Source organism: Bradyrhizobium sp. PSBB068 (assembly GCA_016839165.1).
GTDB lineage: Bacteria > Pseudomonadota > Alphaproteobacteria > Rhizobiales > Xanthobacteraceae > Bradyrhizobium.
This window is the reverse complement of the sequence record CP069300.1, coordinates 6,250,549-6,269,874: the sequence shown is the minus strand read 5'-3', so window position 1 is coordinate 6,269,874 and position 19,326 is coordinate 6,250,549. Positions and strand designations below refer to the sequence as shown.

Annotated in this window: 24 protein-coding genes; 15 read left to right on the top strand and 9 right to left on the bottom strand. The window is 64.9% G+C overall.

Annotated features, from left to right (window positions below; translation table 11 throughout):
• Window positions 1–17: 17 nt before the first annotated feature.
• Window positions 18–206, bottom strand: a complete 189-nt coding sequence (locus JQ507_29220) for a hypothetical protein (GenBank protein QRI68925.1) — start codon at window positions 204–206, stop codon at window positions 18–20.
• A 220-nt stretch (window positions 207–426) separates the two neighbouring features.
• On the opposite strand from JQ507_29220, the gene JQ507_29215 reads away from it, so the two are divergent.
• A complete protein-coding gene (locus tag JQ507_29215) occupies window positions 427–609 on the top strand; it encodes a hypothetical protein (protein QRI68924.1) in 183 nt (60 codons plus the stop codon).
• Between the two features lie 98 nt (window positions 610–707).
• On the opposite strand, the gene JQ507_29210 is transcribed toward JQ507_29215, so the two are convergent.
• The 3 genes from JQ507_29210 to JQ507_29200 all read right to left on the bottom strand — a co-directional run bounded on the left by JQ507_29210 (window position 708) and on the right by JQ507_29200 (window position 3,699).
• Window positions 708–1,025, bottom strand: a complete 318-nt coding sequence (locus JQ507_29210; GenBank protein ID QRI68923.1) for a hypothetical protein — start codon at window positions 1,023–1,025, stop codon at window positions 708–710.
• A 290-nt stretch (window positions 1,026–1,315) separates the two neighbouring features.
• A complete protein-coding gene (locus JQ507_29205) occupies window positions 1,316–2,878 on the bottom strand; it encodes a beta-(1-6) glucans synthase (protein QRI68922.1) in 1,563 nt (520 codons plus the stop codon).
• A 167-nt stretch (window positions 2,879–3,045) separates the two neighbouring features.
• Window positions 3,046–3,699: a DNA-3-methyladenine glycosylase 2 family protein gene (locus tag JQ507_29200; GenBank protein ID QRI68921.1), complete on the bottom strand. Its 654-nt coding sequence runs from the start codon at window positions 3,697–3,699 to the stop codon at window positions 3,046–3,048.
• Between the two features lie 138 nt (window positions 3,700–3,837).
• Here JQ507_29200 and gluQRS point away from each other — a divergent pair, with 138 nt between their 5' ends.
• Both gluQRS and JQ507_29190 read left to right on the top strand, forming a co-directional pair.
• Window positions 3,838–4,710, top strand: coding sequence for a tRNA glutamyl-Q(34) synthetase GluQRS (gluQRS, locus tag JQ507_29195; GenBank protein QRI68920.1), 873 nt, complete (start codon window positions 3,838–3,840; stop codon window positions 4,708–4,710).
• A gap of 302 nt (window positions 4,711–5,012) precedes the next feature.
• A complete protein-coding gene (locus JQ507_29190) occupies window positions 5,013–6,365 on the top strand; it encodes a response regulator (GenBank protein QRI68919.1) in 1,353 nt (450 codons plus the stop codon).
• On the opposite strand, the gene JQ507_29185 is transcribed toward JQ507_29190, so the two are convergent.
• Window positions 6,292–7,185 (bottom strand): YihY/virulence factor BrkB family protein, encoded by an 894-nt coding sequence (locus tag JQ507_29185; protein QRI68918.1) that lies wholly within the window; start codon window positions 7,183–7,185, stop codon window positions 6,292–6,294. The genes JQ507_29190 and JQ507_29185 overlap by 74 nt on opposite strands.
• Window positions 7,186–7,318: 133 nt before the next feature.
• On the opposite strand from JQ507_29185, the gene JQ507_29180 reads away from it, so the two are divergent.
• The 5 genes from JQ507_29180 to JQ507_29160 all read left to right on the top strand — a co-directional run bounded on the left by JQ507_29180 (window position 7,319) and on the right by JQ507_29160 (window position 11,189).
• Window positions 7,319–7,513, top strand: coding sequence for a twin transmembrane helix small protein (locus tag JQ507_29180; protein ID QRI68917.1), 195 nt, complete (start codon window positions 7,319–7,321; stop codon window positions 7,511–7,513).
• Between the two features lie 157 nt (window positions 7,514–7,670).
• Entirely contained in the window at window positions 7,671–8,243 is a 573-nt protein-coding gene (locus JQ507_29175) for a cob(I)yrinic acid a,c-diamide adenosyltransferase (GenBank protein ID QRI68916.1), read from the top strand.
• A 117-nt stretch (window positions 8,244–8,360) separates the two neighbouring features.
• On the top strand, window positions 8,361–9,110 hold the full coding sequence (locus tag JQ507_29170; GenBank protein ID QRI68915.1) for an electron transfer flavoprotein subunit beta/FixA family protein: 750 nt from the start codon (window positions 8,361–8,363) through the stop codon (window positions 9,108–9,110).
• Window positions 9,110–10,060, top strand: coding sequence for an FAD-binding protein (locus tag JQ507_29165; GenBank protein ID QRI68914.1), 951 nt, complete (start codon window positions 9,110–9,112; stop codon window positions 10,058–10,060). Before JQ507_29170 ends, JQ507_29165 begins: the two co-directional genes overlap by 1 nt.
• Before the next feature lie 247 nt (window positions 10,061–10,307).
• A complete protein-coding gene (locus JQ507_29160; GenBank protein ID QRI68913.1) occupies window positions 10,308–11,189 on the top strand; it encodes a 3-hydroxybutyryl-CoA dehydrogenase in 882 nt (293 codons plus the stop codon).
• Window positions 11,190–11,322: 133 nt separating this feature from the next.
• Here the strand turns inward: JQ507_29160 and JQ507_29155 are convergent, their stop codons facing one another.
• Both JQ507_29155 and JQ507_29150 read right to left on the bottom strand, forming a co-directional pair.
• A complete protein-coding gene (locus tag JQ507_29155) occupies window positions 11,323–12,504 on the bottom strand; it encodes a pyridoxal phosphate-dependent aminotransferase (protein QRI73567.1) in 1,182 nt (393 codons plus the stop codon).
• A gap of 26 nt (window positions 12,505–12,530) precedes the next feature.
• Window positions 12,531–12,914, bottom strand: coding sequence for a tautomerase family protein (locus JQ507_29150; protein QRI68912.1), 384 nt, complete (start codon window positions 12,912–12,914; stop codon window positions 12,531–12,533).
• Window positions 12,915–13,022: 108 nt separating this feature from the next.
• On the opposite strand from JQ507_29150, the gene JQ507_29145 reads away from it, so the two are divergent.
• Window positions 13,023–13,880: a LysR family transcriptional regulator gene (locus tag JQ507_29145; protein QRI68911.1), complete on the top strand. Its 858-nt coding sequence runs from the start codon at window positions 13,023–13,025 to the stop codon at window positions 13,878–13,880.
• A gap of 7 nt (window positions 13,881–13,887) precedes the next feature.
• On the opposite strand, the gene JQ507_29140 is transcribed toward JQ507_29145, so the two are convergent.
• Window positions 13,888–14,250 (bottom strand): chlorophyllide reductase, encoded by a 363-nt coding sequence (locus tag JQ507_29140; protein ID QRI68910.1) that lies wholly within the window; start codon window positions 14,248–14,250, stop codon window positions 13,888–13,890.
• 82 nt (window positions 14,251–14,332) lie between these two features.
• Between JQ507_29140 and JQ507_29135 the strand changes: the two genes are divergently transcribed.
• The 3 genes from JQ507_29135 (at window position 14,333) to JQ507_29125 (ending at window position 15,407) form a co-directional block, all read left to right on the top strand.
• On the top strand, window positions 14,333–14,908 hold the full coding sequence (locus tag JQ507_29135) for a DUF2975 domain-containing protein (GenBank protein ID QRI68909.1): 576 nt from the start codon (window positions 14,333–14,335) through the stop codon (window positions 14,906–14,908).
• Window positions 14,909–14,918: 10 nt separating this feature from the next.
• Window positions 14,919–15,137, top strand: coding sequence for a helix-turn-helix transcriptional regulator (locus tag JQ507_29130; protein ID QRI68908.1), 219 nt, complete (start codon window positions 14,919–14,921; stop codon window positions 15,135–15,137).
• Between the two features lie 81 nt (window positions 15,138–15,218).
• Window positions 15,219–15,407 carry a putative motility protein gene (locus JQ507_29125; protein ID QRI68907.1) on the top strand — a complete coding sequence of 63 codons (189 nt, stop codon included), beginning with the start codon at window positions 15,219–15,221 and terminating at the stop codon, window positions 15,405–15,407.
• Here the strand turns inward: JQ507_29125 and JQ507_29120 are convergent, their stop codons facing one another.
• On the bottom strand, window positions 15,408–16,100 hold the full coding sequence (locus JQ507_29120; GenBank protein QRI68906.1) for a TlpA family protein disulfide reductase: 693 nt from the start codon (window positions 16,098–16,100) through the stop codon (window positions 15,408–15,410).
• Between the two features lie 116 nt (window positions 16,101–16,216).
• On the opposite strand from JQ507_29120, the gene argH reads away from it, so the two are divergent.
• From argH to lysA, 3 genes are all read left to right on the top strand, one after another.
• On the top strand, window positions 16,217–17,614 hold the full coding sequence (gene argH / locus JQ507_29115) for an argininosuccinate lyase (GenBank protein QRI68905.1): 1,398 nt from the start codon (window positions 16,217–16,219) through the stop codon (window positions 17,612–17,614).
• 92 nt (window positions 17,615–17,706) lie between these two features.
• Window positions 17,707–17,976: a lipoprotein gene (locus tag JQ507_29110; protein QRI68904.1), complete on the top strand. Its 270-nt coding sequence runs from the start codon at window positions 17,707–17,709 to the stop codon at window positions 17,974–17,976.
• Between the two features lie 72 nt (window positions 17,977–18,048).
• Window positions 18,049–19,314: a diaminopimelate decarboxylase gene (gene lysA, locus JQ507_29105; protein ID QRI68903.1), complete on the top strand. Its 1,266-nt coding sequence runs from the start codon at window positions 18,049–18,051 to the stop codon at window positions 19,312–19,314.
• The last annotated feature ends 12 nt before the right edge of the window (window positions 19,315–19,326 follow it).

Below are 19,326 nucleotides of genomic sequence, written 5' to 3'. Positions count from 1 at the left end.
TCGCAGGCGATCATTGGTCACGGCAATACCGTTGCAATCGCGAGCTCAGCTTGGGTGACACCCGACTGCCCCGCTGCCAAGTAGATCGCGGCGATTGCGACGAGCGCCAAAGCCACGTATCCGACGGTGATCAAGCCGCCGTGATTGCCGATCGGCAGTGTGGATCGAATCGTAGAGTGGGGAATTGCGGGAATTGCAATCTTCATGACAACTCTCCTGCAAATTACTTCCATTCAAATACGCAAGGCATCATCGCTTGGCAGGCACAACGGCGCAGTGAAATCGTTCACAAGCGCGCCCGCACCAACGGGATTATTCGCCCTCGAAGGTTCGGATGACAGCTCAATTTTTTCGCAGCACCTGCAACGGCGATAGGCAGCCCATTCGAGAAAGTATCTTTTGATCAGCCTCCACCGTGATCGACCGATGGCGAAATCTCACGAGTACAATGCGCCCAATCTGTTCTTGGATAATTTCGCAGCTTTGGAGAAGTCGTTTCGTCCGGCGGCGATTGTTTCGCCGATACCGAGCCGCTCGAAACGCGTTCACGACATCGCGAGCCGCGGCGCCGAATTTGTTCCTGAGCCGATGTCGCCTGGTGGCGCATAACGAAATTCGCCCTGAGCATCGGAACGCCGGCTTGTTGATGTGAAGCGAACGCAATTCTCCCCGATCGAGATGGGCTGCTCTTGACCCGTTGCGGTCTCTCAGTCCGGCCAGCGCTCTGCTTCGATTGCGGCGACCACGTCGCTTACTTTGAAACTCTGATATACGCGCGGCTCGATGCCGAGCAGCCTGCGGACCCGGTCGCGCACTTGCTTGAAGGGGTACTCCCCGGGGGCATATTTTGACAGATCGACTTTTCCCTCAATGCAGAATTCCCGCGTGGCCCACAGCACCACATCCAAGGCGAAATCGTCGCCATAGATACCCAAGTCGCCATACAGTTCTGTGTGGGGCGTTATCGTCGTGCCGCGAGCCCAAGGTCGAAGACGCTCCTCAACTCGGCGAAAAACCTCGTTCATCTCGGCTAAGTCTTTCAATCTAAGTTACTTGATCATATCGAGGAGCGGGCCGCGCTAGCGCCGTTACTCCACCGCTACCATTCTCGCGATTGCCATCTAACAAGCTTTTGGCGGGCCGCCCCAGTTGGGGGCTTCTTTCATATCAGGCCAAGGTCGCGATGTCGTCTGTTGGCCCTTCGCGGACATTCAGTCTGCCATCGTTGACGTCTGCTTGTTAGGGCAATCCGGACCCCGCCATTTCCACACGCCCGTACCGGATTCATGAGTACGCGCCCTGAAGCCGGAACGCTTCACGCACGCGCCCGCCACAGCGTCACCGCAAGCAGCATGAAGACGGCGCACGTCCACAGCGCCTGCCAGTTCTCAAGTCCTTCGTTGAGGACCGTATAGATCGCGGCTCCGACAAAGATCCCGGCAAAGATCGATTCCGCCAGCGGGCGGGCTCCCTTGGTGGGCGGATTGAGCAGCGTCATCGCCGCAAACGGCACGGCCGCCATGGTGAGAGGTGCAAAGGGAAAATCGATGAAGCGCGGATCGAACACGAGGCCGAGCGCTGCCGCCGTCCCGACCACGACGGTGACGATCAGCGCCAATCCGTGCATGGTCACCAGCACCGACTCCGTGTGGGAGCCCTTCGGACCCAGCAATTCCAGGAAGCTTGAGGGCACGCGGCCCGACATCAGGGCGTTGGCGCCGAACACCGGCGAGGCCGTTGCCGCCACCAGCAGCGAGCCCCACAACAGCCAGCCTCCGGTGCCGTAGCTTTCATAGACCATGCGCTGCGCGGCGACCCCGAGCAGGATTCCCCCTGTCGTCGCGGATACGCCGACCGCCAACCATGATCCGAACTCGGGCGGCCTCGGCCTGCGGCGCAAGGTCAGCCATGCGACGCCGAACACCAGGATCGCCAGCGCCATGCCGCTGCACATCTGCAGCTTCCAGGCCGGAAAATTGCTGACCGGCTGGCCCGGCGGATATTTCAGCGCGCGCTGCTCGGAATCGAACAGGCCCCAGGAGCCGCCGATCGTGCCTTCGATCTCGCGCTTCCACCCTTCGTCATAGGCCTCGAACAGGTTGACGCGGAAATGCTCGCGCCGCGCCAGGTCGAGCACCTCCGCGACCACGCGCGCCTGATTGGTGCGCGACGGCAGCGCGGACTCGCGCATCCGCCCCTCGCTCGGCCAGCCGATTTCTCCGATGAAGATTTCCTTGCCCGGAAACGCCGCCGCGACCTGCTTGCGAATCTCGTCTGCGTGCGCGGCGGCCAGATCGGCCCGGATTGGAATGTTCTCCCAATAGGGCAGGATATGAATCGTGACGAAATCGACTGCGTCGGAAAGCTCGCGATTGCTCAGCCAGAACTCCCAGACCTCGGCATAGGTGACGGGGACGGTGACCTGCGCCTTGATCGAGCGGATCAGGGCGGCGAGGTCGGACGCCGCCATTTCCTTGCGCAGCAAGACCTCGTTGCCGACCACGAGTGCGATGATCGTGTCCGGATATTCCCTGGCGAGGCGGATCGCGGTTTCGACCTGCGTTGCATTCTTCTTCCGGTCCCGATCGAGGAAGATGCCCTGAATGACTTTCAGCCCTGCCTTGGCCGCAAGTCCGGGAATCTGGTCGAGGCCGAGATCGGTCGCATAGGTGCGGATGCAGTGCGATATCTTGGCAAGCTGGGCCAGATCTTCCGCGATCTGTTCCGGCGTGACCTGCGTCGCCGGCGAGAGCGACGTCTGATTGTCGCGGAACGGGGCGTAGGAGATGCACTGAACCTTGTCGTTCGGATCGATCGGCGCGCGCGGCAGGTTGACCGGGATGCCCAGCCACCACCACGCGGTGGCGATAGCGCCCAAGGATATCAGGAGAAGCGTCAGCGGGGTGCGAAGCGATACCAGGTCGGTCCCCCTTGCAGGAAGGATGTGCTGGGCGTGCGAAATGGCGAGGCCGGCAAATTGAAAAACTATGCGTCGGTTGGTGCTATATCACGCGATGACACAGTTGGCGTGTCTTTCTCGACGGCCTACTTCGCACCGGCGATCACGCCTTCGCGATTCCTGAGTACGCGATAATAGGCCCACCACAGATGGGCGGCGGCGCCGCGCAGCGGCCGCCACGGCTCGGCCAGCGGCGCCATCTGCTTCGGCGTCGGCCGCTCCTTCAAGCCGAGCCCGACCTTGACCGCCTCCTGCACCGCGAGGTCGCCCGCGGGCCACGCATCGCCGTGGCCGAGGCAGAACAGCAGATAGACGTCGGCGGTCCACGGGCCGATCCCGGGCAGCGCGGTCAGCGTGTTGTGCGCGGCATCGGCCTCCTCGTTGGCAAGCACGTCGAGGTTCAGCCGCTCCTCGGCGAGCTCGCGGGCGATGTGTTTCAGCGTCTTGATCTTCGCGGCGGACAATCCGAGCCGGCCGAGGCGGTCGGCGCGCGCCTTGCGGATCGCATCATGGTGGAACGGGTCGAAAGCCTGGCTGACGCGGCCCCAGATCGCGGCAGCACTCGCGGTCGACAGCTGCTGGCCGCAGATGATCGCGGCGAGCCCGGCAAACCCCGGCTCGCGCTGCCGGATCGCCGGCATGCCGGTCGCTTCGAGGATCGGGCGCAGGCGGCGATCCTGGTCGACCAGTTTGTGGACGGCGTCGTCGAGGTCGGCCTGGGTTTCGAGATGAATCAGCATTGCGGGCTCTTCGTCATTGAGCATGGGCCGTCTGAACGATGGCATCGCTGGCGCGCCCATCGGCGACGTTCTTTTTGTCGGAGTTAGTTGTAAGAGCATGGATGCCCGGGACAAGCCCGGCATGACGAGATCAATTGGATGCCGCCACCCGTTTTCCGTTTTGCGCCGAGTCCGAACGGTTATCTGCATCTCGGCCACGCCTACTCCGCGTTGCTCAATTTCGATCTGGCGCGGCAGGGGGGTGGGCATCTGCTGCTCCGGATCGAAGACATCGATTCGATGCGCTGTCGTCCGGAATTCGAAGCCGCGATCTACGAGGACCTCGCCTGGCTCGGCATCACCTGGGAGACCCCGGTGCGACGCCAGTCGGAGCATTTCGCCGCCTATCGCGCGGCGATCGACCGCCTGTCGGTGCAGGGGCTGGTCTATCCGAGCTTCGAGAGCCGCGCCGATATCGCGCGGCTGGTCGCCGAACGCGAGGCTGGCGGTGCCTGGCCGCGCGATCCGGACGGTGCGCCGCTTTATCCGGGGGCGGCGAAATCGCTGTCGGCCGGGGAGCGCGACCGGCTGATCGGGCAGGGCGCGCCGTTCGCGCTGCGACTCGACATGGCCGCAGCCGCCGCGCGCGCCGGCAGCCTCTCCTGGCAGGAGGCCGGCGAGGGGCCGGGCGGCGAGAGCGGTGACGTCGCGGCCCGGCCCGAGGCTTGGGGCGACGTGATCCTGGCCCGCAAGGAGACCCCAACCAGCTACCATCTCTCGGTCGTGATCGACGACGCCTTGCAAGGCGTCACCGATGTGGTCAGGGGCGCTGACCTGTTCTGGTCGACCAGCGTGCATCGGCTGTTGCAGGCGCTACTCGGCCTGCCCGCACCCGCCTACCGGCACCATGCGCTGATCCGCGACGCGGCGGGTCAAAAACTGTCGAAATCCACCCGCGCGACCGGGCTGCGCGAATTGCGGGCTGCGGGGGCAAGCCCCGCCGACATCCGCCGTCTGGTCGATTTGGAGTAGTCCGCCACCGACGTGCTGCGCGGCTCTCTACCCTGGCGGAGGCGATGGGGCTTGCGCGATTTCGGAATAATAGAAAAGTACCACCGATTTGCCCGACATGTCAAGTTGCGGCGTTGGACGCCGGCTGCTTTGCATGGGGTTGTTTTCGACATTTTGCTCGGAGGCGCCCCTCGCGGCAGCTGGCGCCGCAAGTAGATGGACCGCTTACCATCATCCTGATTTGGCTTGGCTCCTCCCGAACAGCGCCGTGACTCCGCCACTCCTGGCATGCCATGTTGCCTCCGGGGCGGGGTCACGAGATCATGGCGGCATCATCGCGCGGAGGGCGCAGCAAGCGGCGAGCAAAGGGCGCGCCGTCGACGACCCGCGCCGCCAAGACGCGCAAGGCCAAGGCCAGCAAGTCGAAGACCCGCAAGTCCAAGGCGGCGGCCAAGCCGCGCCGCACGCGGACCGCGCCAAAGACATCCGCCAAGTCCGGAGCCAAGTCTGGAGCCAAGTCCGGATCGAAGTCCGGTCCCGGCATGGTCGAGACCGCTCTCGCCGCCTTTGCCCATGAGGTGCGGACGCCGCTGACCGGAATCCTCGCGATCAGCAATCTGCTCGCGACGTCGGATCTCGGAGAGCGCGAGCGGCGCTGGGTCGACACCATCAGGGCCGGCGCCGAGCACCTGGCGAGCCTTGCGACCCTGTTGGTCGATGCCGCCCGCAGCGAGGGGCCGGGGCTCGAGATCCGGCAGGACTTCTTCGACCTGCGCACACTGGCGCGCCTCGCCGGCGATTCGCTGGCGGGCCGGGCGGCAGCCAAGGGACTGCGGGCCTCGATCGAGGTCTCCGCCGAGTTGCCCGCCTTCGCGGTAGGCGATCCCGTCCGCCTGCGCGCGGCGCTGGAAAATCTGATCGACAACGCGGTCAAGTTCACCGAGCAGGGCAGCATCGAGCTGCGCGTCGCACCGGTGCGCGCCGGCAAGCGAAGGGCGAACGGCAGGATCGGCATTGCCTTTGCGATTGCCGACAGCGGTATCGGCCTGACGCTTCCTGAGCTCAAGCGCCTGTTCCGGCCGTTCTCGCAGGCCAATGTCTCGATCGCCGCGCGGTTCGGCGGCGCCGGGCTCGGCCTGTCCTCGGTCAAGCAGCTTGCGCGCGCCATGGGCGGCGACATCGTCGTGGCCCAGCGCTCGGGCGGCGGCACCGTCTTCACGCTCAACGTGGAACTGGTTTCAGCCGAAGGACCGGCCGGTGCGTCGTCGCGCGAAGGCGCAACAGCGCCGTTATCGCAGGGGCTGCGGCTGCTCAGCGTCGAGGACAATCCGTTCGGCCGCGTCGTGCTCAACACCATCCTGACCGAGCTCGGTCACCACGCCGAATTTATAGGTCAGGGCGAGGGCGCGGCCGACAGGCTCGGACAGGGTGCCTTCGATGCGGTGCTGATGGACATGGTGCTGCCCGGCATCGGCGGCGTCGAGGCGATCAAGCGCATCCGCGCGCTGCCGCCGCCGCGCGGCCGGATCGCGATCGTCGGGATCTCCGGCCGTGCCGAGGACGAAGCCGCGGCGCGCGCCGCCGGCGCCGACGCCTTCCTGGTCAAGCCTGTTTCTCCGCGGGCACTCGCAACTGCGCTGCATGAAGCGATACGCCGCGCGGCAGCCGCGACTTGATGATCGCGGCGTTCAATTCGCCGCCGAACACGAAGATCGCGGCGATGAAATACATGAACACCAGCGCGATCACCACCGAGGCGAGCCCCGCATACATCGTGACGTAATTGTTGGCGAAGCGCGCCAGGTACATGCCGAAGCCGATGCCTGAGATCAGCGACGCCACCACGGTAAAGATGATGCCAGGCAGGATCTGCGTGAAGCCGCGGCGCCCCGCCGGCAGCCAGGCATGCAGGATGAACAGCGCGACGACCAGCGCCAGGATCGTGATGCCGTAGCGGGCGATGTTGAGCAGGCTCTCGTTGGATTCGACGAAGAACGGGATGTAGCGCCGCGCCGCCTCGATGATCAGCGGCCCGAGCACGATCAGGAACGCCATCGCGAGCGAGGTGAAGGCAGCCACCAGCGTGTAGCCGATCGATTCCAGGCGCAGCCAGTACCAGCGCCGCGGCTCGATCACGGCATAGGCGCGGTTCAGCGCCACCCGCAGCGCCTCGACGCCGTTGGAGGCGAAGTACACCGCGAGCACCGCGCCGATGGTCAGGATGTCGCCGCGGGTGTTGGTCAGCACGTCGTGGATCTGGCCCGACAGCGCCCCGGCGACCTGATCCGGCCAGACCTGGAGCAGCAGCCCGACCGCCTGGTCGGCGAGCTCCTTGGAGCCGAAGAAGCCGGCCAGCGACGTCAGCACGATCAGGAACGGGAACAGCGCCATCAGGGTCGACAGCGCGATGTGGCTTGAGATCGCCCAGCCGTCATCGGCGAGGAACGTGTAAAAGGCATCCATCACGACGTGGGTGACGTAACGAAGCTGCTTCACATTCCACCCGGCATTGTCGAAAACGGCTCGGTCCGAGAACGGACCCAGCATCTGATATTACGCACTGAAAAGCCAGTTGGTTGCATCGGCCGCCTGTGTGGAAGTCCGCGTCATGCGGTGTTATGTACCGCAGATGACATCTCTTCTCAGCACGATCATTCTTCCCATCGCCGTCGGCGCCGTCGCGCTGGTGCTCCTGCTCGGCCTCATCAACATGATGAAGGGCGGCTCGCCGAACACGTCGCAGAAGCTGATGCGGCTGCGCGTGCTCTTTCAGTTCGTCGCTATCGTCATCGCGATGCTCGCGGTCTGGGCGATGGGGCGATAGATGCGCTATCGTACACCTCTCCCATTGGGAGAGGTCGGATCGCCAAAGGCGATCCGGGTGAGGGGCTTTGGTTTATCGTTAGACTGTAACCCCTCACCCGCTCGCAAGATGCTCGCGACCTCTCCCTACGGGAGAGGTGTCAACACCGGAGCTCACCATGGTCGTTCTCAATCGGATCTACACGCGCACCGGCGATGACGGCACCACCGCGCTCGGCTCCGGCGAGCGGCGGCCGAAATACGATCTGCGCGTCGCCGCCTATGGCACCGTCGACGAGACCAACGCCGCGATCGGCGTGGTGCGGCTGCATCTGGCTGATAGTCCCGAGGTCGATGCGATGCTCGGCCGGATCCAGAACGATCTGTTCGATCTCGGCGCCGACCTTGCGGTGCCCGAGCGCGAGGGCAAGGCCGAACGCCTGCGCGTGCTGGCGAGCCAGGTCGAGCGCCTCGAGCGCGACATCGACAGCCTGAACGATCAGCTCGCGCCGCTGACCTCGTTCGTGCTGCCCGGCGGCACGCCTGCCGCTGCATATCTGCATCTCGCCCGGACGATATGTCGCCGTGCGGAACGGATGATGGTGGAACTCGCCGCCCGGCCCGACGAGCCGGTCAATCAAGCTGGCATCCAGTATATGAATCGCCTGTCGGATTTCCTGTTCGTTGCCAGCCGCTTCCAGAACAATAAAGGGGCGGGGGACGTGTTGTGGGTGCCCGGCCAGAACCGTTAGACTGGCTCAAAACCGGGTGACGGTTTTTTGGCGTTGGCGCGTTGACCGGGGGAAACGGGACCTTTAGGTTCCGCGCCAGCCAACCGAAACCCATAAAATCAAAGCGAAAGAGGATCGATGAAGGTTCTTGTGCCGGTAAAGCGGGTCGTCGACTATAACGTCAAGGTCCGCGTCAAGAGCGACGGGACGGGCGTGGAGCTCGCCAACGTCAAGATGTCGATGAACCCGTTCGACGAGATCGCCGTCGAGGAAGCGCTGCGGCTGAAGGAAGCCGGCAAGGCGACCGAAGTGGTGGTGGTGTCGATCGGACCCGCGCAGGCCTCCGAGACCATCCGCACCGCCCTTGCGATGGGCGCCGACCGCGGCATCCTGGTCAAGGCCGAAGGCAATGTCGAACCGCTCGCGGTCGCCAAGATCCTGAAGGCGGTGGTCGAGGCGGAGCAGCCCGGCCTCGTCATTCTCGGCAAGCAGGCGATCGACGACGATTCGAACCAGACCGGCCAGATGCTGGCCGCGCTGCTCGGCTGGTCGCAGGCGACCTTCGCCTCCAAGCTCGAAGTCGAAGGATCGGACTTCAAGGTCACCCGCGAAGTCGACGGCGGCCTGCAGACCATCAAGCTGAAGGGCCCGGCGATCGTCACCACCGACCTCCGCCTCAACGAGCCGCGCTATGCGTCGCTGCCCAACATCATGAAGGCGAAGAAGAAGCCGATCGACGACAAGAGCGTCGCGGACTACGGCGTCGACGTGACGCCGCGTCTGGAAGTGCTGAAGACCGCGGAACCGGCAGGCCGCAAGGCGGGCGTCAAGGTCAAGGACGTCGCCGAACTCGTGAACAAGCTCAAGACCGAAGCCGGGGTTCTCTGATGACGACGCTGTTGATTGCCGAACACGACCACGAGACCCTGAAGGACTCGACCAACAAGGCGCTGACCGCGGCGAGCCAGCTCGGCGGCGACGTGCATGTGCTGGTTGCCGGTGGCGGCCAGGGCACCAAGGCGGCGGCGGAAGCAGCCGCCAAGCTCGCCGGCGTCAGCAAGGTGCTGGTGGCCGAAGGCCCCGCCTATGAGCACGATCTTGCCGAGCCGCTGGCTGCGCTGATCGTCGCGCTGGCGCCGAACTATGACGCCTTCGTCGCGCCCGCTACCTCGCGCTTCAAGAACGTGATGCCGCGCGTCGCAGCCTTGCTCGACGTCATGCAGGTCTCCGAGATCATCAAGGTCGTCGCGCCCGACACCTATGAGCGGCCGATCTATGCCGGCAACGCGATCCAGACCGTGAAGTCGAAGGACGCCAAGAAGGTGATCACCGTCCGCACCTCGACCTTCGCCGCCGCCGGCGAAGGCGGCAGCGCGGCGATCGAGAACGCCGCTTCCGCCGCCGATCCGGGCCTGTCCACGTTCGTCGGCGAGGAGGTCGCCAAGAGCGACCGTCCGGAACTGACCTCGGCCAAGATCATCGTCTCGGGCGGCCGCGCCATGCAGAGCCGCGAGAACTTCGCCAAGTACATCGAGCCGCTCGCCGACAAGCTCGGCGCCGGGGTCGGCGCCTCGCGCGCCGCGGTCGATGCCGGCTATGCGCCGAACGACTGGCAGGTCGGCCAGACCGGCAAGGTGGTGGCCCCGGAACTCTATGTCGCGGTCGGCATCTCCGGCGCGATCCAGCATCTGGCCGGCATGAAGGACTCCAAGGTGATCGTCGCCATCAACAAGGATGAAGACGCGCCGATCTTCCAGGTCGCCGATTACGGCCTGGTCGCCGACCTCTACCAGGCGGTTCCGGAGCTGACCGAAGCGCTCGGCAAGCTCGGAAAGTAAGCGACAAGACACCGGCCGGGTGGGTAAGCTCCGGCCGGTGTTATGATTTTCGAGGCAATGATCCGGAAACGTTTTTCCGGAAGGATCATGCCCGACAGGGGAAATGGGACCCCGGTGTGATGACCTGTCATCACACCATGGTCTCGGGAAACGTTTTCCGGCGGATTGGGCAACCCGGAAGGCTGCACTTCGGGTATCGTTGGGATTGGGCAGGCGCGACATGCGCGCCGTTCCGGTGGATGACAAGATGACGGTGGCAATCAAAAAGGTCGGCGTGATCGGTTCGGGCCAGATGGGCAATGGCATTGCCCATGTGGCGGCGCTGGCCGGCTTCGACGTGGCGCTCAACGACGTGTCCGGCGACCGGCTGAAGTCGGCGTTGGCGACCATCAACGGCAATCTGACCCGCCAGGTCGCCAAGAAGGCGATCAGCGAGACCGACCGCAAGCAGGCGCTCGACCGCATTACCTCCGCCGAGACGATCGATGCGCTGGCCGATTGCGATCTCGTGATCGAGACCGCGGTCGAGAAGGAAGAGACCAAGCGCAAGATCTTCCACGACGTCTGCGCGGTGCTGAAGCCGGATGCGATCGTCGCGACCAACTCGTCGTCGATCTCGATCACGCGGCTCGCCGCCTCGACCGACCGCCCGGAGAAATTCATCGGCATTCATTTCATGAATCCGGTGCCGGCGATGGAGCTGGTCGAGCTGATCCGCGGTATCGCCACCGACGACGCGACCTTCGACGCCGCCAAGGCGTTCGTTGCCAAGCTCGGCAAGCAGGTCGCGGTGTCGGAAGATTTCCCTGCCTTCATCGTCAATCGCATTTTGCTGCCGATGATCAACGAGGCGATCTACACGCTGTATGAAGGCGTCGGCAATGTCGAGGCGATCGATGCCGCGATGAAGCTCGGCGCGCATCATCCGATGGGCCCGCTCGAGCTCGCCGATTTCATCGGCCTCGACACCTGCCTGTCGATCATGCAGGTGCTGCACGAGGGCCTGGCCGACTCCAAATACCGGCCGTGCCCGCTGCTGGTGAAGTATGTCGAAGCCGGCTGGCTCGGACGCAAGAGCCAGCGCGGCTTCTACGACTATCGCGGCGACAAGCCGATCCCGACCCGATAATCACCGCGTCTTCAGATCAGTGCCCGCAGCAGCGCAAGCGTCGCGGGCACGAGACTGACAACCATCGTCACACCCGTTCCAAGCCCGAGCAGATGCGCCGTCAGCGCGAGACGCTGGCTCTTCGCGTGAGGCGTCATTGGAGGGCCTCGCAGGCGCGCTTCAGCCGTCTTGCAGCCTCCTCGATGGTCGATGACGGGTTGGCGAAGCTGACGCGGATGTAGGGCGACAGCCCGAGATCCTCGCCGGGAAACACCACGACGTCCGCTTCCTCGAGCAGATAGGTCGAGAAGTCTCGGTCGGTCTCGATCACCTTGCCGTCGGGTGTACGCTTGCTGATCACGCCGGCGCAGTTGACCAGCAAATAGAACGTGCCCTCGGGCGGCGTGCAGGAGAGCCCGTTGCATCCGTTGACCAGTTCGGCAAAGCGATCGCGCCGCGTGCGAAGGATCGCGGCGCGCTCGAGCAGCACATCCTGTGCGCCATCGAGCGCGGCGACCGCCGCGGCCTGGCTGATCGACGATGCGCCGGACGTGGTCTGCGACTGGATCGCGATCATCGCGCGGATCAGCGCCGCAGGTCCGGCGGCATAGCCGATCCGCCATCCCATCATGGCGTAGCTCTTGGCGAGGCCGCTGACGGTCAATGTCCGAGGCTTCAGGCGCGGTTCGATCTCCGCCAGCGTCGTCGCCGGCGCACCATCGAACGCGATGTGCTCGTAGAGCCCGTCGGCCAGCACCCAGATCTCCGGATGCCGCGACAGGACTGCGGCGATCTCGGCCAGGTCCTCGCGCGAATAGAGCGCGCCGGAGGGATTGACCGGATTGTTGATCACGATCCAGCGCGTCCGCGCCGAGATCGCCGCCTGCAGATCCTCCGCGCGCAGCTTGAAGCCGTTGTTCTGCGCGCACGGTACGACCACCGGCGTGCCGTGCGAAAGCCGCACCTGATCGAGATAGGGCGCCCAATAGGGCGCGGGGATGATCACCTCATCGCCCGGCGCCAGCGTCGCCAGCAGCGCATTGAACAACGCCTGGGTCGAGCCGTTGGTGATCACGATCTCATCCAGCCGATAGTCGAGACGATGGTCGCGCAGCAGCGCGGCCTGCACCGCCCGCTTCAGCTCCGGCGTGCCGTCGACGTCGGTGTAGCGGGTCTCGCCGCGCAACGCCGCGTCATGCGCCGCCGCGATCACATGGTCCGGTGTCGGGAAGTCGAGATTGCCCGACGACAGCTCGATGATGTCGCGCCCGGCGGCGCGCAACTCGCGGGCGCGTCGACGCAGCACCGATGCGGGCGACGCCTTGATGCCGCTCATGCGCGGCGAGAGGATCGGTGTTGCGGTCATCGGACGTACTGTGCCTCGCCGTTGCCGAACGACCAGTTCTCGGGGAGCACCTCGACGAGGTTGATGAAGATGTCCTCACGGCGCAGGCCGGGACTTTCCGCCAGCAGTTCGGCGATCCGCCGATACAGCCTCTGCTTCTGCGCCACCGGACGGGTGTTGCTGACGGTGATCTGGATGATGACCAGGTCGTCGCTCCGCCCGATGCCGAGGTAATCGGCGCCATAGACGAAGTCGTCGCCGTCGTGCTCGGAGATCGTCATGAAGCGATCGCCCTCCGGCACATCGAAGGTCTCGCGCATCGCGCGATAAAGGTTCTCGAGAATCGATTTGCGGTAGGCGGCGGGCTTGCCCCGCCGCAGTGAGACGCGGGTCAGCGGCATGATGATGGCTCTCCTGGCGGCGATCGTTGCGTTCAGCCGAACCTAGGGGCTTCTTGATCATTGAAAAACCGTATGATAAATGATTTTAATGATATTCATTTTAAATGAATGGCCATGAAGGCGCTCGACATCGAGGCGGTGCAGGCCTTCGTGCTGGTGGCGGACCTCAGCAGCTTCACCCGCGCCGCGCAGGCGATGGAGACCACGCAGTCCGCGGTCAGCCTGAAGATCAGACGGCTGGAGGACGGGCTCGGCCGCCGGCTGCTGGAGCGAACGCCGCGGCTGGTTCGGCTGTCTGCCGAAGGCGCCGCCTTCCTCGGCGCGGCGCGCAACCTGGTTGCCGCGCATCAGTCGGCGATCGGGTCGTTCGCGGCCGAACACCGGCGGCTGATGGTCGGTATCAGCCACCACATCGTCGGATCGGAGCTCGCATCGCTGTTGAAGCGGATGAACGCCACTGATCCAGGACTGGTGATCCAGCTGCATGTCGATACGTCACGCGCGGTGCTCGGCGCATTCGACGACGGCAGGCTCGATGCGGCGATCGTGCTGCGCCACGACGCCAGGCGTCGCGATGGCGACGTGCTGTTCGAGGAGCCGTTCGGCTGGATGGCCGCCCCGGACTTCCACCACCGGCCCGGCGAGCCGCTGCGGCTCGCGACCCAAGCCGAGCCGTGCAGCGTGCGGGCCATGGCGGTCGAGGTCCTCGACGCTGCCGGCATCGCCTGGACCGAGGCGTTTGTCGGTGGCGGGCTTTCGACCATCGGGGCCGCCATATCCGCAGGCCTCGCGGTTGCCGCGCTGGCGCGCCGGGTGGCGCCGGCCGATACCGTCGACCTCGGGCCGCGGCTTGGCCTGCCGCCATTGCCGTCGCGCGACGTCATGCTGCACTCGAAACTGTCGGACGCACGGACCCGGCAGGCGCTGCGCACCCTCGGTGCAGCCTTCGCGGCGAACGCAGCCTAGACGTCCGTCATTCGGTCAAGCGACACCCGGCACGCTTGAGCATGTCGCGGATGATCAGCGGCGTGGCCGGCGTCCCGTTTGCGGCAGCCGCACCGGCGATCGCATCGCGGGCCTGCTGGGCGTCGAGCGTCAGCCGCCGGGCACAAGGCGGCAGGCCGCGGGCGGTATCGAGCAGCCAGCCGGCGGTTTCGCCTGACCCAGCCAGATAGGCCGTCAATGTCTGGCGCGCGGTCGGATTGGTGGCGGCCTGATCCAGCATCGCCCTGACCTGCGCCACCGAGATCTGTCCGCGTGATGTCGAAGGCTGTGCCGGCGCGGCCGTGGTCAGGAAGAGGAGGGCGCAGATGACGCACGTCGGACGATTGAGCATGAGGTGACCTTTCAATGCATGTTGACTTGCAGATATTAATTATCATAAAACAATAATATCAGGTCAGCACCCGAGGTCGAGCATGTCCGTGACCCTCTCATCAGAACCGTCCCAGTTTGCGCGGCCGGCCCGCCTCGCGCGCATCAGCGCGATCAGCCGCCTGCTTGCCTATGCCTGCACCGGCATCTCGTTCCTGCTCGCTGTGGGATTGCTGGCCTATTGGCTGGCGAGCCCCGACGAGGCGATCCTGCGCGATGCGGGGCTGACCGGCTTCGCGTTCCATCCGATCGGCTGGCTGGTCCGCCTGATGGCTCTCGCGGTCTCGGCGCTGCCGTTGGCCGGTCTGATCTGGGGACTGTCGCGGGTGCGGCGCTGCTTCAATTCGTTCGCGGCAGGACGTTTCTTCACGGCGGATAACGTTGCGGGGTTGCGCGATCTCGCGATCGCGATGCTGGTCTCGACCCTGCTGAAGCCGCTGATCGGCGCGCTGCTCTCGATCCTGCTGAGCTGGCAGACCTACGCGCAGGGCCAGTCCATCGTCATCGCGCTCGGCTCCGACACGCTGCTGGCGCTGTTGTTTGCGGGTCTGGTCGCGGTAACGGCCTGGGTGATGGCCGAGGCCAATGCGATCGCCGACGAGCACGCGCAATTCGTCTGAGGCATTTGCGATGCCGATCCGGGTCCGGCTCAACGTGATGCTCGCCGAGCGCAACGTGAAATCGAAGGAGCTCGCCGAATATGTCGGGATCACCGAGGCCAATCTGTCCCTGCTCAAGCAGGGCAAGGTGAAGGGCGTCCGGTTCGACACGCTGGAGCGGATCTGCACCTATCTGAAGTGCCAGCCCGGCGACCTCCTGCGCCATGAAGACGACGATGCGTCAGCCTGACACGGCCATCCATTACCCAAGCATTAACTTTCGCGCGCTACCTAAGGTCGAACTTGCAAGTTGGACTTGGGAGTACCGCGTATGGACACGATGAGCATGGTCACCAGCATCCTCTCGATGCAGCAGGGCAATCTGCAGGGTGAGATCGCGACCCGCGTGACCAAGCAGAACCTCGACGCGGAAAAGTTCGCGGTTCAGACCCTGCTCGGTACGCCGTCGACCGCCAATCTCGGTGCCGGCATCGGTGGCAACCTCAACGCCGTCGCCTGATCAGAACCCGGCCGCCGCAGGCTGTAGCGCCGCCTTCACCAGCTTGATCGCGTCGTCGCTCGCCCATTCGGCGGGGCCGGCGATGTTGGCGATTTCGCAGCCCTTGCCGTCGACCAGCACCGAGGTCGGCATGCCCAAGGCCTTGCCTATGTTCTTAAGATCCTGAAACACCTTGGCTTTCTGGTCGCTGAAATAGCCGAGATTGGTCAGATTGGCCTCTTTCAGGAAGTTTTTCGGCTTGTCCGGGTCGCGGGTGTCGATGTTGATCGCGACCACCTCGAAATCCTTGCCGCCGAGCTTGGTCTGCAGGCTGTCGAGCGCCGGCATCTCCTTGCGGCAGGGCACGCACCAGGTCGCCCACAGGTTCACCAGCACGGTCTTGCCGCGCCAGTCCGAAAGCTTCTTCGGCTGCCCATTGGCGTCCTCGAAGGCCAGGTCGGGCAGCCTCAAGGGAGTGGTCGCCATGGTCAGCGCCGCGACCTCGCCATGGGCGAGCGGGGCGATCTTCTTCGCCAGGTCCACCGCGCTGTTGCAGGCGATATCGCCGCCGGCGGGATGCCTGAGGCCGGAGATCCCGACATAGCCGATCACGGCTCCGACCAGCACGGCGCCGATCACCAGCGGGATGCGCCATTTGGCCGTCGGCCTGGTGGTCGATTCGGGTGGGGGCGTCTCGGGCATATCGTTTGTCATCCTGGGTCAGATATGGCTATGCAATGCCGGGAATACGTTAGGAACCGCCATGCTGTTTCGCCGCCACGGGCAATGAACCAGCACGGCCTGAAATACAAATTCGTGAGCGAGAAGTCATGAGCAACAAGATGTGGGGCGGCCGGTTCTCGGAGCGTCCCGACGCGATCATGGAGGAAATCAACGTCTCCATCGACGTCGACCGGCACCTTTATGCCCAGGACATTGCCGCGTCCAAGGCCCACGCCGCGATGCTCGCCGCGCAAGGCATCATCACGTCAGCTGATGCGAAAAATATCGGTAAAGGTCTAGACACGATTTTGTCAGAAATCGGCAAGGGCGATTTCGACTTCAAGCGCGCGCTCGAGGACATTCATATGAATGTCGAGTCGCGGCTGTCGGAGCTGATCGGGCCCGCGGCGGGCCGGCTGCACACCGCGCGCTCGCGCAACGACCAGGTCGCGACCGATTTCCGGCTCTATGTCCGCGACACCATCGATGAGACGAACGCGGCGCTGGCCGCGTTCCAGCGGGCCCTGGTGACCCGTGCGCTGGAGCATGCCGGAACCGTGATGCCGGGCTTCACCCATCTGCAGACCGCGCAACCAGTGACGTTCGGCCATCATCTGCTCGCCTATGTCGAGATGGCCGGCCGCGACCGTGGCCGCTTTATCGACGCGCGCAAGCGGCTGAACGAATCGCCGCTCGGCGCCGCGGCGCTCGCCGGCACCTCGTTTCCGATCGACCGCGCCGCGACGGCGAAGGCGCTCGGCTTCGACCGTCCGATGGCCAATTCGCTCGATGCGGTGTCGGACCGCGATTTCGTGCTGGAGACGCTCTCCGCGGCCGCGATCTGCGCGGTGCATATGTCGCGCTTCGCCGAGGAGATCGTGATCTGGACCTCGCCGCTGGTGGGCCTCGTCAAGCTCAGCGACAAGTTCACGACCGGCTCGTCGATCATGCCGCAGAAGCGCAATCCGGACGCCGCCGAGCTGGTGCGCGCCAAGACCGGCCGCGTGATCGGTGCACTCACCGCGCTGCTGATCGTGATGAAGGGCCTGCCGCTCGCCTATCAAAAGGACATGCAGGAGGACAAGCAGGGCGCGATGGAGGCGTTCGAGGCGCTGTCGCTCGCGATCCGCGCCATGACCGGCATGGTCGAGGATCTGGTGCCGGACGAGGCGAAGATGAAGGCCGCGGCCGGCGAGGGCTATGCCACCGCGACCGACCTGGCCGACTGGCTGGTGCGCACCCTGAAAATGCCGTTCCGCGATGCCCACCACGTTACCGGCCGCATCGTCGGCCTGGCCTCCAGCAAGGGCGTGGCACTGCACGAGCTGCCGCTTGCGGCCATGCAGGAGGTCGAGCCGAAGATTACCGCCGACGCGCTCAAGGTGCTCAGCGTCGAATCCTCGGTGAAAAGCCGGACCTCGTTTGGCGGCACGGCGCCGAAGAATGTGATGGCGCAGGCCAAGGCCTGGGCCAAGCGGCTGGAAAAAGAGCGAAAATTGGGCTGATCGAGAAAATTTGGCCGTGATTTCATCGTCCTCCGCCTCTCGCCAGAGCACGCCAATGTTTGTATGGTGCCGCCCGAATTGGGGAATTCGTCGTGATTAGCAAGAACCGCCTGACCCCCTCGGGATGGGCCATCATTGTGCTGAGCGTGTCAGCGCTGGCGCTCGGCGGCTGCGGCCGCAAGGGACCGCTTGACCTGCCGCCGACCGCGAACGCTGCGCCGGGTGCGGCAGCGAGCGACACCGATAGCGAGCGGGCGGCGCAGCCCAGCGTGTTCAATCCGACCTATGGCTCGGATGCCGCGCCGGCCGCGACGCGTGGCAATAAACGGCCCTTCGTCCTCGATCCGCTGCTCGGCAACTAATATCTGGAGCATGATCCGGAAGAGTGCGAAGCGGTTTTCCGACGAGATCATGTTCAAACAAACCAGCGTGTCATGAACCATTTCGACTATCGCAACGGTGTGCTGCATGCCGAGGCGGTCAATCTCATTGAGCTCGCGGAAGCCGTCGGCACGCCGTTCTATTGCTATTCGACGGCGACGCTGGAGCGGCACTACCGCGTCTTCACCGAGGCCTTCGCCGGCGAGAAGGCGCTGGTTTGCTACGCCATGAAGGCGAACTCCAACCAGTCGGTGCTGCGCACGCTGGCCAAACTCGGCGCCGGCGCCGACGTGGTGTCGGGCGGTGAGTTGAAGCGGGCGCTGGCGGCCGGCATCCCGCCGTCGAAGATCGTGTTCTCCGGCGTCGGCAAGACCGAGGGCGAGCTGCGTGCCGCGCTGGCTGTCGACATCCTCTGCATCAACATCGAGTCCGAGCCGGAGCTCGAGATGTTGTCGCGCCTTGCGGTCGAGATGAAGACCACCGCGCGGATCTCGGTGCGGGTCAATCCCGATGTCGATGCCGGCACCCATGCCAAGATCTCGACCGGCAAGTCGGAGAACAAGTTCGGCATTCCGATCGCGCGTGCCCGCGAGGTCTATGCCCGCGCCGCGAAGCTGCCGGGCATCAAGGTCACCGGCACCGACGTGCATATCGGCAGCCAGATTACCGATCTCGGCCCGCTGGAGGCCGCCTTCCGGCTGCTCGCCGAATTCGTGCAGACGCTGCGCGCCGACGGCCACGACATCTCGCATGTCGATTTCGGCGGCGGCCTCGGCATTCCCTATTACATGGACCGCGCCGCGCCGCCGGAACCTAATGCCTATGCCGCGATGGTCAAGCGCGTCACGCACAATCTCGGCTGCACGCTGATGTTCGAGCCGGGCCGCATGATCGTCGGCAATGCCGGCATCCTGGTTGCCCGCGTGATCCATGTGAAGCCGGGCGATGCCAAGAACTTCGTCATCATCGACGCGGCGATGAACGACCTGATCCGGCCGACGCTCTATGAAGCGCATCACGACATTCTGCCGGTGCGTCAGCCAGCCGCGGGCACGCCGGTCATGGTCGCCGACGTGGTCGGCCCGGTCTGCGAGACCGGCGACTATCTCGCGCTCGACCGCACGCTGCCGCAGCCGAAGGCCGGCGATCTGCTGGCGATCATGACCGCCGGCGCCTATGGCGCGGTGCAGTCCGGCACCTACAACACGCGGCCGCTGGTGCCGGAAGTGCTGGTCAAGGACGACCAGTACGCCGTCGTGCGCCCACGTATCGACGTCGACGCCCTGATCGCGATGGACAAGCCCGCGCCGTGGCTGTGAGGCTCTGAGCGT

Excerpts from the sequence above, each read along its gene's own strand:
- JQ507_29220 (QRI68925.1), bottom strand. The coding sequence starts at position 206 with ATGAAGATTGCAATTCCCGCAATTCCCCACTCTACGATTCGATCCACA.
- JQ507_29215 (QRI68924.1), top strand. The coding sequence starts at position 427 with ATGGCGAAATCTCACGAGTACAATGCGCCCAATCTGTTCTTGGATAAT.
- JQ507_29210 (QRI68923.1), bottom strand. The coding sequence starts at position 1,025 with ATGAACGAGGTTTTTCGCCGAGTTGAGGAGCGTCTTCGACCTTGGGCT.
- JQ507_29200 (QRI68921.1), bottom strand. The coding sequence starts at position 3,699 with ATGCTGATTCATCTCGAAACCCAGGCCGACCTCGACGACGCCGTCCAC.
- gluQRS (QRI68920.1), top strand. The coding sequence starts at position 3,838 with ATGCCGCCACCCGTTTTCCGTTTTGCGCCGAGTCCGAACGGTTATCTG.
- JQ507_29190 (QRI68919.1), top strand. The coding sequence starts at position 5,013 with ATGGCGGCATCATCGCGCGGAGGGCGCAGCAAGCGGCGAGCAAAGGGC.
- JQ507_29180 (QRI68917.1), top strand. The coding sequence starts at position 7,319 with ATGACATCTCTTCTCAGCACGATCATTCTTCCCATCGCCGTCGGCGCC.
- JQ507_29175 (QRI68916.1), top strand. The coding sequence starts at position 7,671 with ATGGTCGTTCTCAATCGGATCTACACGCGCACCGGCGATGACGGCACC.
- JQ507_29170 (QRI68915.1), top strand. The coding sequence starts at position 8,361 with ATGAAGGTTCTTGTGCCGGTAAAGCGGGTCGTCGACTATAACGTCAAG.
- JQ507_29165 (QRI68914.1), top strand. The coding sequence starts at position 9,110 with ATGACGACGCTGTTGATTGCCGAACACGACCACGAGACCCTGAAGGAC.
- JQ507_29160 (QRI68913.1), top strand. The coding sequence starts at position 10,308 with ATGACGGTGGCAATCAAAAAGGTCGGCGTGATCGGTTCGGGCCAGATG.
- JQ507_29155 (QRI73567.1), bottom strand. The coding sequence starts at position 12,504 with ATGAGCGGCATCAAGGCGTCGCCCGCATCGGTGCTGCGTCGACGCGCC.
- JQ507_29150 (QRI68912.1), bottom strand. The coding sequence starts at position 12,914 with ATGCCGCTGACCCGCGTCTCACTGCGGCGGGGCAAGCCCGCCGCCTAC.
- JQ507_29145 (QRI68911.1), top strand. The coding sequence starts at position 13,023 with ATGGCCATGAAGGCGCTCGACATCGAGGCGGTGCAGGCCTTCGTGCTG.
- JQ507_29140 (QRI68910.1), bottom strand. The coding sequence starts at position 14,250 with ATGCTCAATCGTCCGACGTGCGTCATCTGCGCCCTCCTCTTCCTGACC.
- JQ507_29135 (QRI68909.1), top strand. The coding sequence starts at position 14,333 with ATGTCCGTGACCCTCTCATCAGAACCGTCCCAGTTTGCGCGGCCGGCC.
- JQ507_29130 (QRI68908.1), top strand. The coding sequence starts at position 14,919 with ATGCCGATCCGGGTCCGGCTCAACGTGATGCTCGCCGAGCGCAACGTG.
- JQ507_29125 (QRI68907.1), top strand. The coding sequence starts at position 15,219 with ATGGACACGATGAGCATGGTCACCAGCATCCTCTCGATGCAGCAGGGC.
- JQ507_29120 (QRI68906.1), bottom strand. The coding sequence starts at position 16,100 with ATGACAAACGATATGCCCGAGACGCCCCCACCCGAATCGACCACCAGG.
- argH (QRI68905.1), top strand. The coding sequence starts at position 16,217 with ATGAGCAACAAGATGTGGGGCGGCCGGTTCTCGGAGCGTCCCGACGCG.
- lysA (QRI68903.1), top strand. The coding sequence starts at position 18,049 with ATGAACCATTTCGACTATCGCAACGGTGTGCTGCATGCCGAGGCGGTC.